Origin of the sequence: Pseudomonas sp. B21-031, assembly GCF_024748985.1 — a bacterium.
Lineage (GTDB): Bacteria > Pseudomonadota > Gammaproteobacteria > Pseudomonadales > Pseudomonadaceae > Aquipseudomonas > Aquipseudomonas kermanshahensis.
The window spans coordinates 855869-870123 of the sequence record NZ_CP087181.1 but is presented as its reverse complement, the minus strand read 5'-3'; the positions used below and the strand labels follow the sequence as shown (position 1 = coordinate 870123).

9 protein-coding genes are annotated in these 14255 nt (G+C 62.8%); 2 read left to right on the top strand and 7 right to left on the bottom strand.

The genetic code is table 11. The features are described 5' to 3' along the window. Positions 1 to 68 precede the first annotated feature (68 nt). The 7 genes from LOY53_RS04015 to LOY53_RS03985 form a co-directional block, all read right to left on the bottom strand. Positions 69 to 713, bottom strand: a complete 645-nt coding sequence (locus LOY53_RS04015; protein ID WP_258703625.1) for an MBL fold metallo-hydrolase — start codon at positions 711 to 713, stop codon at positions 69 to 71. Positions 714 to 1103: 390 nt separating this feature from the next. Then, positions 1104 to 1796 (bottom strand): sensor histidine kinase KdpD, encoded by a 693-nt coding sequence (locus LOY53_RS04010; protein ID WP_027594440.1) that lies wholly within the window; start codon positions 1794 to 1796, stop codon positions 1104 to 1106. After that, the gene (locus tag LOY53_RS04005; protein WP_027594441.1) at positions 1793 to 3400 is read right to left on the bottom strand and encodes a tetratricopeptide repeat-containing response regulator; all 1608 of its coding nucleotides are present in this window, start codon (positions 3398 to 3400) and stop codon (positions 1793 to 1795) included. Before LOY53_RS04005 ends, LOY53_RS04010 begins: the two co-directional genes overlap by 4 nt. A gap of 175 nt (positions 3401 to 3575) precedes the next feature. Beyond that, positions 3576 to 6293 (bottom strand): LuxR C-terminal-related transcriptional regulator, encoded by a 2718-nt coding sequence (locus tag LOY53_RS04000; protein ID WP_258703624.1) that lies wholly within the window; start codon positions 6291 to 6293, stop codon positions 3576 to 3578. A gap of 419 nt (positions 6294 to 6712) precedes the next feature. Further along, complete coding sequence (locus LOY53_RS03995; protein ID WP_252826687.1) at positions 6713 to 8077, bottom strand: DUF1329 domain-containing protein; 1365 nt, start codon at positions 8075 to 8077, stop codon at positions 6713 to 6715. A gap of 25 nt (positions 8078 to 8102) precedes the next feature. Then, positions 8103 to 9989, bottom strand: a complete 1887-nt coding sequence (locus LOY53_RS03990) for a DUF1302 domain-containing protein (protein ID WP_258703623.1) — start codon at positions 9987 to 9989, stop codon at positions 8103 to 8105. Between the two features lie 332 nt (positions 9990 to 10321). Further along, the gene (locus LOY53_RS03985) at positions 10322 to 12004 is read right to left on the bottom strand and encodes a fatty acid--CoA ligase (RefSeq protein WP_238214489.1); all 1683 of its coding nucleotides are present in this window, start codon (positions 12002 to 12004) and stop codon (positions 10322 to 10324) included. Positions 12005 to 12221: 217 nt separating this feature from the next. On the opposite strand from LOY53_RS03985, the gene LOY53_RS03980 reads away from it, so the two are divergent. Beyond that, positions 12222 to 13187: a 2-hydroxyacid dehydrogenase gene (locus tag LOY53_RS03980; protein WP_252826686.1), complete on the top strand. Its 966-nt coding sequence runs from the start codon at positions 12222 to 12224 to the stop codon at positions 13185 to 13187. A 54-nt stretch (positions 13188 to 13241) separates the two neighbouring features. Continuing rightward, on the top strand, positions 13242 to 14240 hold the full coding sequence (locus LOY53_RS03975) for a class I SAM-dependent methyltransferase (protein WP_252826685.1): 999 nt from the start codon (positions 13242 to 13244) through the stop codon (positions 14238 to 14240). Positions 14241 to 14255 lie beyond the last annotated feature (15 nt).

Below are 14255 nucleotides of genomic sequence, written 5' to 3'. Positions count from 1 at the left end.
AATGGATCTATGCCAGCCTTGGATTGCCCAGACGGCAAAAAATTCCATGAACACCTTTTCATGCAGGTTCATGCCCGCACGAACGGGTTCTCGCGCATCTCGTCACCCAGGCGGGTATCTGGCCCGTGGCCGGTGACCACGATGGCCTCTTCATCCAGCCGGTACAGCCGCTCCTTGATCGAACGAACGATAGCCCGCTGATCGCCACCCCACAAATCGGTGCGGCCAATACCGCGACGGAACAGGGTGTCGCCGGCAATCAGCAGCTTGGCATCGGCAAACCAGAAACTCATCGAACCCGGCGTGTGCCCTGGGGTGTGCAAGGCCACGCCACAACCACAGGCCAGCGCCTCGTCATCACTCAACCAGCGATCTGGCGGCGGCACCGGGGTGTAGGGCACGCCGAACATCTGGCATTGCATCTCCAGGTTGTCCCACAGCGACTGGTCGTCCTTGTGCAGGTGCAGCGTCGCGCCGGTCAGCTCCTTGAGCTTGCCCGAGGCGAGGAAGTGATCGAAGTGCGCGTGGGTGTGGATGATGCTCACCAGGGTCAAGCCATGGGCCTGCAGGCGCGCGAGGATCTTGTCCGGGTCACCGCCTGGGTCGACGACGATGGCCTTTTTGGTCAATGGGTCGCCGATCAGGGTGCAGTTGCACTGCAGGGGGCCTACGGGGAAGGTTTCGCGGATGAGGGTGGGTAGGGCTTGGTTCATTGTGTATCTTAATAACATTGAGGATCTCACTCGGCTTCAAGTCGAGGTGGCTCCTGGTGGTTTACAAGATATTGCGCTGTGCCTGCCAGGTGCAAGACTGGCGGTATTGGATGTTTTCGAAATCGAGCGCCGCCCGCGCGGCGCTTCGCAGCACAAGGCTGCTCCTACACCTGTTTCGGGCCAGTGAGGCCTGTAATGTTGGCGCGCGACCGCCTTTGTTGATTCGACACGATATTGAGATGGGCGGTCAGGGGCCAGGCGCCAATGGCTCAGGAATAATTGGCCCGAAACAAGTGTAGGAGCAGCCTTGTGCTGCGAAGCGCCGCGCGGGCAGCGCTCGTTCTCATAGGCGCCTCAGAATTGTGTCCTGCACCCACTTGCCATGCTGTTTTACGGCAAGAACAACCTGAACAACCCGCCCCCCAGCGCCCCGCCATTGGAAATTTCAATCCGCCCCCTCACCCCATCGCTCTCATGCAGCGCCGCGATCCGCGCAGCGAAATACAGGCCCAGGCCCGTACTGCCACTGTGTGAATCGATGCCCTGGATGAACTCTTCCTGGCGCTCAAGCATGCGCTGTGGATAACCCGGGCCGTCATCGTTGACGCAGATGACCAGTTGATTCGCCTCTTCCTCAATGCTGATCAACAACGCATGCCCGGCAAACCGGGTGGCGTTGGTGATCACGTTGGCGATCACCGATGCCACCAGCTCGCGGTCGAAAAAGCCCAGCGGGTTGTCGGTGTCGATGCGCCAGGTGGCGAGGATGTCGTTGTGCTTGAGCACTTCTTGGTGGGCGGCCAGTTGGGCTTCGATGAAGTCATCCAGCTCATGGTAGTCCGGGCACACCGGCAGCTGGTTTACGCCCAGTTTGTACAACCCCAGCAGTTGCACCAGCATACCGTTGAGGTGCCGGAACTCATGTTCCATCACCCCTTGCTCGGTACCGCCGCGCAACTCTTCAGGCAAGCGCGCCAGCCACTGGTCATGGGACTGGATCAGCGCGGACAGGGAGTTCTTGAGGTCGTGCACGGTGGAGGCGATCACCGTGGAAAAATCCAGCCCCTGATTGTCTTGATTCATGCGCCGAACACTCGGATGTGCAGTTTGCCATAGCGGTCATAGCGGTTGTCGCTGGCAGGGATGCCGGCCACGCTGGTCAAGGCGTCGCGGCATTCCTGCATGATCGCAGGCTGTGGGTCATCCCCCCCGATGCGCAGCAGCGCCTGGGCGGTGTTGAGGGCGATGCTGATGTTCTTGGGTTGCAAGGCCAAGGCCTTGCGGAACAACTGCAGCGCTTCGTCGAGCTGACCTCCCTGGTAACTACGCACTCCCTGGCGGTTGAGGGTGACGGCCTCGGTGATCGCATTGAGCACCGCCGGATCATCCGTCAGCTTGGCCACCCTCTGCATCACTTTGGGGTCATCGCCGTAACTTTCAACGCAGCTTTTGAGCACGCCGAGCGCGGCCGCTTCCTGCCCTGACGCCTGCAGCTGAGCAGCCACCGTCAACGCGGCATCGACCGAGAAAAACTGCTCCATCTTGTCCAGACGCTGCATGGCCTGCTCGGTGAGCTTGGCGGCCGTCTCGGCATCGCCGGCCTGCTGCAGGCTGGCGGCCTTCATCATACGGGCGCGTACCTGCAGGCCCTGATCTTCAGGGTATTCCTTGGCCACTTCACTGAGCACGGTGTTGATCTCGACGCGGGTACGGGCGTCGAGGCCAAAACCTGCGTTCTTGTTCATCAGCGCCTGAACCAGACCAAGGTTGTTCTCGGCATCCTTGTAGCGCGAGCTCTGCCCCTGGTTCACGGCGTGGCGGAACGCCTTGGAGGCACTTTCGAAATCTTCGTTGCCCAGCGCCAGCTTGCCCAGCGTGGACTGCCGGCGTACCGACAGCGGCGACAGGCGCACGGCTTCTTCCAGCATGTTCTGCGCGCGCTTGGTCTCGCCCTGCGCCACCAGCACTTCAGCCATGCCGTCGTACAGGCCCGGCATGATCGGGAAGGCCTTCAGGGCCTGTTCGTACACACCCTGGGCCTGGGCATTCTGGCCACGCTTGTGCATCAGGCTGCCCAGCGCCGAATACACCCACGGCTGCGGGCGGCTAGCGAGAATGGCCTTGAGAAACTTTTCCAGCTCGTCGAAGCGATTGAGCCCGCGCAGGGCATCGGCGCGGTAGCGCAGGCACAGGGGGGCGAAACGCGGGTCCTTCTTGCACAGCTCGGCACACGCTGCCAGCACTTCGGCCGGGCGGCCGCGGTCCAGCGCCTGGAGGATCGGCTTGAGCAAGGTCTTGCGCTGGAACAGCTTCTCGACGCGCTGGGCCAGGCCCACCCGGTTGAACGGCTTGGTCAGGTAGGCATCAGGCTCATGCTCGATGGCACTGAGAACGATGGCCTGGCTGCTCTCGGCGGTCACCATGATGAACACGCATTCATGGCTGATGTGCTTGTCGAGGATCAGGTCCTCGAGCACCTGCTGGCCGTTCTTCTTGCCGTCGCCCAGGTGGAAATCCTGCAGGATGAAGTCATAACGCTTCTGCGCACACATGCGCAGCGCCTGCTCGCCGCTGTCGGCCGTGTCCACGTCGCGCACACCCAGTTCGCGCAACATGGAACGGGTCGACGTACGAAAGTCGGTAAAGTCGTCGACGATCAGAAAGCTCTTTTGCCCGTACTGCAGCATCAACACGACCTGTATTGGGATGATTGAAAAATCGCGCAAGGCGATGCATACCACCGAATGCTGTATCGGCAGCCGGTCGGGAAAGATGAGGATAGAGCACACAGCGCGCTAAACAACGGCCAAGTAATAGCCTCAAGCCATTACTTTAGCGGGCAAACCCTTGGTGCGGCTACTCTCAGGCCAGCAGGCCCAGCGCCTTGGCTTTGGCTACCGCCTGGGTGCGGCGCTCGACCCCCAGTTTGCTGTTGATATGGCTGGCATGGGTCTTCACCGTGTGCAGCGAGATAAATAGCCGTTCGCTGATCTGCTGGTTGGAACAGCCTTGGGCGATCAGCTCAAGCACAGCCCGCTCCCGCCCACTCAATGCCTCGCCACTGCCACTGCTGACGGCAGGTAACGGAGGCAGGCGCTTGAGCAGTTCGACCTGGACCGGGCAAGCCGAGCGCGCTGCAAGCTGCTCGTGCAGCCACTGCGGGTGTTTTTCGAGCAAGGGTTGGAACGGTTGCAGGACACCGCCTTGGGCGGCCTCGAGTGCCTTTGGCAGCAGCCCGGCAGCCTGCGCGTCTCGGCCTTCAGCGAGCAGCAGAGCGAGCCACTGGCACAGTGCACTGACGGCCAGCAGCATGCCGCCACTGGCCACGCCACGTTCGACCAGCCCTGACAGGCGCTGAACCGACGCCTCGGTACGCAACTGGATACGCTCGAGCAATGCCTGCTGCAGTTCAATATGCAGGGGTAATAGCGGGTGGAACTCCGGCGCTGCCGCCGGTTGCTCGCCACCGTAGGTCTGCCCCAGCCGCAGCAACCAGGATTCGGCAAGATCGGTGCGCCCCTGTGCCAACCACAGTTCGCACTTCACCAGGGTAATCATGGCCAGGTAGTAGATCGGTGGAACATCCCAGATGTGCATCAGCCGCTCCGCCTCGGCCAGCTCGGCGAACGCTCCGGCGAAGTGGCCCTCGCGGCCATCGAGCGTGGCAATGACGCAGTGGCCGATCAGCACGCTGATGTCTCGGCAGGCACGCGCTTCGCCAAGCCCCGCGCGCAAGCGCGCACGGCCTTGGGCTGATTGCAGGCGCGACACCAGCAGGTAACCCTCGTAGAGCGTCAGCCTGGCCCGTACCGCGTACAACCGCTGCCCCGACAGCCCCTGCAGGCGCTGCAGGCCTTGGCGCACTTCGTCCAGCGCCCGCAGCACTTCACCGCGGGCATGCAGCACGCGTGCTCGATCGTAATGAGCCAGGGCTTCGAACAGCGGGTTGCCGACGCGCTGGGCCAGCTCCAGGGCTTCGCGGTTCCAGCCGCGTGCATGCCAGAAGTCGGCATCGGTGATGGCCAGGTTGGAGAGTGTCGACAGGCACACCAGGCGCTGGCCGTAGCGCTTGCACGGCAAGCTTTGCAAGGCTTCGCCACAGTAGGCCAGGGTAAGCGCGCGATCCCCCCGCCCGCGCGCGATCACCCCACTCAGGGCCAGCCACTGGGCCAGCATGGACTTCTGCGCGGTCGCCGAGGGCGCAGGCAGAAAACGGCTGAGGTAGCTTGCCAGCTCTTCGGCCGCATCCAGCTGGCACGCCAGCCCCAACGCCCAGCTGTACAGCACGATCAGGCGCGGCGTGCTGATCAGCAAGCTGTCGGGCAAGTCCATCTTCCAGCGCAGCAACATGCCGACGTTCTGCTCGGCCAGCAGTTGCTCCTCGGAGAGGCTCTGCACCAGGCCGGCCGCCACGTCGAGGTGGCCGGCCCGTAGCGCCTGCTCAACCGCCTCGTCCAGCAAACCCTGGGCTTCGAACCAGCGGCACGCACGCAGGTGCAGGCGCGCTGGCGATTCACTGGCCTGGCGGCTTCGCAGCAGGTCGGAGAAGAGGTGATGGTAACGAAACCAGTGGCCGTGCTCGTCCAGGGGCACCAGAAATACTTGATGGGCCTGCAGGAAGCGCAGGATATCGGCGCTGTCCTGGCGGTCGCGCAGGGCATCGCAAAGCTGGGCACAGAAGCGCTCCTGGCACGCCGTGTCGTAGAGAAAGGCCTGCATGTCGGCCGGCAGGATCTCGATGACTTCTTCCAGCAAGTAGTCGCGTATCAACCCCTCGCCACCGTGCAGTGCGTGGGGCAAGGCCTGCTCATCACCGGACTCGCTGGCGGCCAACTGCCAGAAGCGCAGCCCCGCCACCCAGCCGTCACTGCGCTGGATCAGGTTATCCAGCGCCTGGCCGCGCAAGCCGGTGGGCTGGCGGCCGATTACCGCCAGTGACTCGTCGGGTGTCAGCCGCAGCTCCTGCTCGTTGAGTTCAACCAGTTGCCGCGACAGGCGTAGGCGCGCCAGGTGCCAGTCCGGGCGCTGGCGGCTGGTGATCAACAGCACCAGGCCACTGGGCAAGTGATTGAGGAAAAACTGCAGGCAGCGGTCGAGCACGGGCCCTTGGGCCAAATGGTAGTCGTCCAGCACCAACAGCAAGGGTGTATCGGCTTGCAGGTATTGGGCAAGTTCGTCGAGCAGGCCGTCGATCCACTCCTCGAACGCGAAGGGCTGGTGGCGCTGGCGCATTTTCAGCAGGCCCATGGCTTGGCCACCCAATGCAGGGCAGTACTGCTGCAGGCCTTCGAGCAGCCGTTCGAGAAAGCGGCCGGGGTCGGCATCGCGCTGGCTCAGGCCAAGCCAGAGGCTGCGCCAATGCTCCGGCAGGGATTCGCAAAATTCGATGGCCAGCGAGCTTTTGCCAAAGCCTGCCGGTGCGTTGACCAGCAGCAACCGGCCATTGAGGCCGGCGTGCAAACGCTGACACAACCGCGCACGCGGCACATGGCCGTCCGGCAGCGGCGGCCGGAAGAAACGCCCGTCCAGCAGGCCTAGGGCCTGGCTGGCGAATCCATGCGTACGGGACAGATCTGTCATGGCCGGCTCGTTCTGATGGGAAGACAACGGCGGTACGGATGTTTGCGAGACTAGCGGGTAATGCAGCGCATTTGAAGATGATGGGCACAATAGGGCTGTAAAAGACTACGACAAAAAGCAACAACCCTGATGGACAGAGGCTGGAGCGGGGGTTTGGTTGGGTATTCAGCAGATTTATTGCCCTCTCCCACAGGTATTTCTCTGCGTTCAAAGCCAGTGCAATACCTGTAGGAGCAGCCTTGTGCTGCGAAGTGGCCATTGCAGCCGAAGATAATCTCTAGCCTTACCGGCCTCTTCGCAGCACAAGGCTGCTCCTACAGGGCTTGTGTTTGCCCTGAAACCATCGCCGGAGCAGGATAAAAAAACGCCCCGGGCAAGCCGGGGCGTTCTGGGGATCACAGGAGTGAAAGGCTTTCAGATTAACGTACACCTGACTGGCGCAGGGCCGCAGGCTGGAAATCAGCCTTGCTGGCACTGAAGCCGAAGTCGTAGGCACGCTTCTCTTCGTTCTTCATGCCCAGCGCCAAATAACGACCCGACTGCAGGTCGTAGATGGTTTCCAGGGTGTACCACGGTACCTGCACGTTGTAGTAATCCTGGGAGTGCGCTTCGGACACCCGCCACAGCTGGCCACGCCCGTCATATTGGTCGATCACCGCAGCCTGCCAGGTGTCTTCGTCGATGTAGAAGTCACGCTTGGCGTAGATGTGGCGCTGGCCTGGTTTGAGCGTCGCGACCACATGCCATACCCGGCGCAGCTCGTAGCGGGTCAGGTCCTGGTTGATGTGCCCGGCTTTGAGGATGTCGGCGTACTTCAGGCTCGGCGAGTCGAGCTTGTAGCTGTTGGACGCGATGTACAGCTCCTTCTTGCCCTCAAGCTTCCAGTCGTAGCGGTCTGGCGCGCCGTTGTACATGTCCAGGTTATCCGAGGTACGCAGGCCGTCGGCAGCGGTGCCTGGGCCGTCGTACGACACTTGCGGCGCCTGGCGCACGCGGCGCTGGCCGGCGTTGTAGATCCACGCCTTGCGCGGCTCCTTCACCTGGTCCAGGGTCTCGTGTACCAGCAGTACCGTACCGGCCAGGCGCGCCGGGGCGGTCACTTCCTGCTTGAAGTAGAACAGGATGTTGCCTGGGTTGTTCGGGTCGTAGTCCTTCATCTTGTCGCGGAAGACGAACTGGTCCGAGAAGTACACCAGGCTGTAGGAGCCGTTCTGCTGTGGCGTAGCCTGGGTGACCAACCGGCTGACGCTGCCACCACGGTAGCGGGTGATGTGGTTCCAGATCACCTCGAGGCCACTGTGGGGGATCGGGAATGGCACGGCGGTGCGGAAGTTGTTCAGGCCATTGCCGCCTTCGACCAGGGTGGTCTTGGTGGCGTTTTCCTTGATGGCGGCGAATACATCGTCAGGCACGGTGGCGCCGCGGTGGGTCTTGAATACCGGGATCTTGAAGGTGTCCGGGTAGCGCTTGAACATTGCTACCTGGCCCGGCGAGAGCTTGTCCTTGTACTGGTCAACGTTCTGCGCGGTGATGGTGAACAGCGGCTTTTCGCTGCCATACGGGTCGGAAAGGAACCCCTTGGCATCGGCGCTGCCCGCTGTTTTCGACAGCGGTTGCCAAGCACTGATCGAGCCATCGGCGTTACCGGCCTTTTCGGCGCCCATCGGGGTCAGGGTGCTGCCCAGCTTGGCCGCCTCATCGGCAGACACCGCTGCCATGACACTGGTCGCCAGCAGGGACAGGCCCAGCACACCGGCTTGCAGCAGACTTCTGGTCTTGTTCATGTCGTGTCGTCCTGGATCAGTATTCTTAGAAGTTCACGCCGAAGCTGAGGGCGACGAAGTCGCGGTCATCCACGGTGCTGTACTTGCCGTCGAAGAAGTTGGTGTACGACAGGCTCGCCGTGTAGGTGTTCTGGTACTCGGCGTCCAGGCCCAGGCTGACGGCCTTGCGGCCTTCTTCGAAGTTGGCGCCAGGGCCGGGCGAGTAGCCGGAAACGTCATGCGACCAGGCCACGCTCGGCTTGAGGTTGACCCCGGCGAAGACGTCGTTGTAGTCCCAGATGACCCGGCCGCGGTAACCCCAAGAGGTGCTGGTGGTGTAGCCGTCGTTCTCGCACCTGCGATTCAGGTTGGTGGTCGACGCACCGGCACCCGCGCCTGCGATGGTGCTGGCGTTGAGCGCCTGGCAGGTATCTGCGCCACCTGTGGCCGGCAGTGGGCCTGGGCCGAATACCGGGTCGCGGCCGTAGCGGGTTTCGTGGGCGTTTTCCAGGCCGCCGACATGGGTGACCCCCACCTCACCTACCACGGTCATGCGGCTGGCGCCCATCACCTGGTCGAAGAAGTGCGTCAGGGTGGTCTGGAACTGGGTGATTTCCTTGCGGCGGTAGCCGTGCAGGTCCTGACCTGGGGTCCCGGAGAGCAGCGAAGCATTGCTCAGGGCGCCACCAATTGGGCGTACACCCGAGAACAGGATGTCGGTGGTATTGAGCTGCACAGGCGCGTTGGGGCGGTAGCTGACTTCACCACTCCAGGCGGTACCGGTAGGCAGCGTGGTGGAGAAGCTCAGGCCGTAGAGGCGGATGTCCTCAGGGTACTCGACGAAGTACTCGGAGTTACCAGCCACGATCAGCGGTGCCAGCGCGCGCAACTGTGCTGGCAGGGCACTCAGGCCAGCGAACACGGAGGGCGGGGCACCCGTGGCGCTGAAGATCGGCGCACGGCTGTGGTAGTTCATGAAGTAGGCACCGAACTCGGTGTCCAGCGGGTCGAACATGTAGCGCAGCGCCACACCGAACTGGCCGCTGTCACGGGCATCACGGTCGGCCCCGCGGCGCACCATCACGCCTTCCTCATTGATGTTCACGCCCTGGGTGGCGAGGAACTGCTGGGCCGCGCCCGGTACTGTGCGGCTGCTGTTTAGCACGCGCAGGTTGTCGGTACAGCCGTCGGCAATGATGTCCGGCTGCGAGAAGAACGTGCCGCAGTTGTCGACGACGGTCTGGTCCCATTCGATCTGGTAGAAGGCCTCGGCCGACAGGTTGTCGGTCAGGCTCTGGGAGATGTAGAACATGTTGACCGGGATCAGGCCTTCCTTGATCTCGGCCCCTGGGCGGCGGAACGCGGACACATCGATCGGGTTGATCGAGTTGATACCGCCGCCGATGAAGGTACTCTCACCCCAGCTGACAACCTGCTTGCCCAAGCGCACCGAGCCTGGCATGTCGCCAATCGAATAGTTGTGGTAGACGAACGCATCGAGCAGTTCGGCGCCGGACGACTTGGCGCCTTCCTTGCGGTTGGAGTCGCTGATGTCCTTGAACTGGCGGCTTTCGTCCTTGAGTTCGAAGTCGTACCAGTACTTGCCACGCACGAACACCCCGGTGTCGCCGTACTTGAGCTCCAGGTCGTGGATGCCCTTGAAGATCTTGGAGAAGGTCTCGCCACGCTTGAAGTTGAGGTGGCCGTCATCGGAGGTCTGCGACAGCCCCTTGCCGCCATTGTTGACCCCGATCAGGTTCTTGTTCGGGCTGGCGGTCGACCAGCTGGCGCCAACGGAGAGCGACGAGTCGAACTGCCCTTCGATTTCACCTATGTTGAAACTGACAGCGAAAGCAGGACTTGCGAGCGTGGAAGCAAGGCTGACGGCCAAGGGCAACTTGGCCCGGCGCCAGAACAGGTTTGCAGATTTCATCGACGCTACTCCATGTACTTTTTTGTTATGGCAGTGAGTCCTTTCAGAAACGGTCCGTGGGACCGGTGTGCAGGTTTGCACCTGCGGCAACACGGCTTGCGCGTGTCGCCCTCCCCCATTCCTGAAAATCTCCTGGCCTCGACTATAGCCAGCAAGGCACAGGCGCTTGATCCCTCTAAAGTGTGATTTGCGCTCCGTGCCGCCAACTCGCTACGAGGTTTTTCGGGTTACGTGCTGGCCGTGCTGAAGCATGGCGCATTTTTCCTGTTTGGCAAGGCGCCGAGCTCTCTAGCCTGCGGGTCGTGTTCTGTCGTCCACGACCCGCACGGGGTTTACAGGGTAGAAAGGAACGCGCTGTTACTGGCCTGCCACTGGACGATGTCCTGGCGGATGCGTTTCTTGTCGAGTTTGCCGACACTGGTCTTGGGAATTTCAGTAACAACGGCGATCTGGCTTGGAATCGCCCATTTATTGATGTGCCCTTCTTCGACAAAAGGCTTGAGGTGGTCCTTGAGTGACTTGGCATCGATGGCCTGCCCATCACGTACCACCAACAGGGCAAACGGCCGCTCGCCCCACTGCGGGTCGGCGACCCCCACCACCGCCACTTCGCGCACGGCCGAATGACGGCTGATCAAGTCTTCGAGATCGAGCGAAGATATCCACTCCCCGCCGGTCTTGATCACATCTTTGATGCGATCGCGGATATCGATGTAGCCCATACCGTCGAGGGTCGCGACATCACCGGTGTGCAGCCAGCCGCCCTGCCAAAGCTCTTCGCTCTTTTGCGCCTCCTTGAAGTAACCCATGGTCAGCCAGGGCGCGCGCAGCACCAGCTCGCCCTGGGTCTCGCCATCGGCCGGGAGGAAATTGCCCTCGCCGTCGACGATCGCCGCCTCGACCAACGGCACCGGCACACCGGCCTTGATTCGGTAGGTGACACGCTCGTCCTCGCTGCCCGCCTGCAGTTCATCGTTCAGGTGCGCTGCCGAGATCAGCGGGCAGGTCTCGGACATGCCGTACGCGGCAGTCAGCTGGATGCCGCGCGCCAGGGCCGCCTGATACAGCGAGCGGTTGAGCGCGCTGCCGCCGATGATGATCTTCCAGCCTGCGAAGTCTTGGCCCTGGGCGGTCGGGCAATTGAGCAACATCTGCAGGATGGTCGGCACGCAATGGGAGAAGGTGACCTGCTCTTCACGCCACAGCTTGACCAGCATGTCCGGCTCGTAACGCCCCGGGTACACCTGCTTCATGCCCAGCATGGTGGCGGCGTATGGGATGCCCCAGGCATGCACGTGGAACATCGGGGTAATGGGCATGTACACGTCGTCGCTGCCAAGCAGGCGCACACTGTCGATACTGCCGGTGACCGACGTTTCGGCCAGGGTATGCAACACCAGCTGGCGATGGGTGAAGTACACCCCTTTGGGGTTGCCGGTGGTGCCGGTGGTATAGAAGGTGGTGGCCACCGAGTTTTCGTCGAAATCCGGGAAGTCATAGCGCGGGCTGGCGGCGGCAAGCAGTTGCTCGTACTCGCCAACCAGGTTGGGCAGCTCGGCGGTCTTGTCCGGGCCGTCGGTCAGCAGCAAGGTCTTGTCGACGGTGGTCAACTGCCCGGCGATCGCCTGGTAAAGGCCGACGAAGTCGCTGTTGACCAACACCACGCGGTCTTCGGCGTGGTTCATGGTGTAGAGGATTTGTTCTGGCGACAGGCGCACGTTGATGGTGTGCACCACCGCGCCGATCATCGGGATGGCGAACATGCATTCCAGGTAGCGATGGCTGTCCCAGTCCATCACCGCCACCGTGTCACCGGCCTTGACCCCGGCTTCAGTCAGGACATTGGCCAGGCGCGCAATACGCTCGTTGAGCTGTGGATAAGTCAGGCGCAACTGATCGCGATAGACGATCTCGCGGGTTTTCTCGTAGCGGCTGCCGGACATCAGCAGGCGTTTGATCAGCAGGGGGTAGGCGTAGGCGCCTTCGGCGGGTTTGATGATGCGGGTCTGCAACATGGGTATCCCTTTTCTGAAAAACGGGCCGGACAAGTCTGGATCTACTGTAGTAGCTGAATGTGACGGTCAAATCAGCCGAAGGAATGATTTGGACCGACGAGGTATGAGTGGCAGGCGTTGACGCGCGGTAACCGCGGGCTAGACACTGCGCTCAACCGCTTCGGACAGTGCCCCCGAAGTTGATGGCCCATTTCCCGTCCTGCCACCGGAGAACCCCATGCTCAGCTCGCGTCGCGCCGTGTTTCTCGATCACCAGTCACTGGACTTAGGTGACCTCGACCTGTCCCCCTTGCAGGACCAGTTCGACGCATTCGAGCTGTTTGCCGCCACCCGTCCAGAGCAGGTCGCCGAACGCCTGCAGGGCGCCGTCGCGGTAATCAGCAACAAGGTCATGCTGGATGCCGCGACCCTTACGGCCAACCCGCAGCTCAAGCTGATCCTGGTGGCCGCCACCGGCACCAACAATGTCGACCTCGCGGCGGCCCGCGCCCAAGGCATCACCGTGTGCAACTGCCAGGGCTATGGCACGCCGTCGGTGGCCCAGCATACCCTCGCCTTGCTGCTGGCCTTGGCCACGCGGCTGTGCGACTACAACCAGGCAGTGGCCGACGGCCAATGGGCCAAGGCCAGCCAGTTCTGCCTGCTGGACTTCCCCATCGTCGAGCTGGAGGGCAAAACCCTCGGCCTGCTCGGCCATGGCGAACTGGGCGGCGCAGTGGCGCGCCTGGCCGAAGCCTTCGGCATGCGCGTCCTGAGCGGGCAGATCCCTGGCCGCCCGGAGCGCGCCGACCGTATGCCCCTGGAAGACCTGCTGCCGCAAGTGGACGCACTGACCTTGCATTGCCCGCTGAACGAGCATACCCGGCACATGATCGGGCCCCGTGAGCTGGCCCTGCTCAAGCCCGGCGCCCTGGTGGTGAATACTGCACGGGGTGGCTTGATCGACGAACAGGCCTTGGCCGACGCCCTGCGCCAAGGCCACCTGGGTGGCGCAGCTACTGACGTGCTGAGCGTCGAGCCACCGGTCAACGGCAACCCGCTGCTGGCAGGCGATATCCCGCGGCTGATCATCACCCCGCACAGTGCCTGGGGTGCGGTGGAGTCGCGCCAGCGCATCGTCGGCCAGCTCAGCGAGAATGCCCAGGCCTATTTCGCCGGTCAGCCACGCCGCGTGGTCAGCTGAGCGCAGCGTTAGCCTCTGCTACACTGCGCGACTTTTTTACAGGAGGCGTAGTCCATGGACCCGCGCAGTGAAGTGTTGCTCCGCCAGGCGGACCTGTTCCAAGGCCCGCTGCTGCTCGCCGGCGCGCCTGCCGACGACCTGCTCGGCCACCTGCCCATGGCCCATGGCTGGACTTGGCATGCCGGTGACCAGGCCATGCTCGAAGGCCGCTTCGCTGGCCGTAGCCATTACGGTGTCGAAGCCCCCCCGGTGGCCTTCGACAGCGCCGTGCTGTTCCTGCCCAAGTCCCGCGAGCTGGCCGCCTACCTGCTCAACGCCCTGGCCTCGCGCCTGGCCGGGCGCGAGCTGTACCTGGTCGGCGAGAAACGCGGCGGTATCGAAGGCGCGGCCAAGCAACTGCAGGCCTTTGGCAAACCGCGCAAGCTCGACAGCGCCCGGCATTGCCAGTTGTGGCAGGTGACCGTTGACCACGCGCCTGCGGCCACGCCGCTGGAAAGCCTGGCCGAGCGCTTCGAACTCGACCTCGAGGATGGCCCACTGCAGGTGGTCAGCCTGCCGGGCGTGTTCAGCCACGGTCGCCTCGATCGCGGCAGCGCCCTGCTGCTCAAACACCTGGATGGCCTGCCAAGCGGACATGTGCTGGACTTCGGTTGCGGTGCTGGGGTGCTGGGCGCCACGGTCAAACGCCGCTACCCGCAAAGCCGGCTGACCCTGCTTGATGTAGACGCGTTTGCCGTGGCAGCCAGCCGCCTGACGTTGGCCGCCAACGGCCTGGAAGGTGAAGTGATCAGCGGTGATGGCATCGACGCAGCCCCTGCCGACCTGAGCGTGATTCTGAGCAACCCGCCGTTTCATACCGGGGTGCACACCAATTACCAGGCCTCGGAGAACTTGCTGAAAAAATCCGGCGTTCATCTGCGAAAAGGTGGCGAAATGCGCCTTGTTGCCAATAGCTTCCTGCGTTACCAGCCACTGATCGAAGGGGCCTTGGGTAACTGCCAGGTCCGCGCCGAGGCGGACGGTTTCCGGATCTACCGGGCAACACGCGGTTAAAAACAGCGCTTGCCG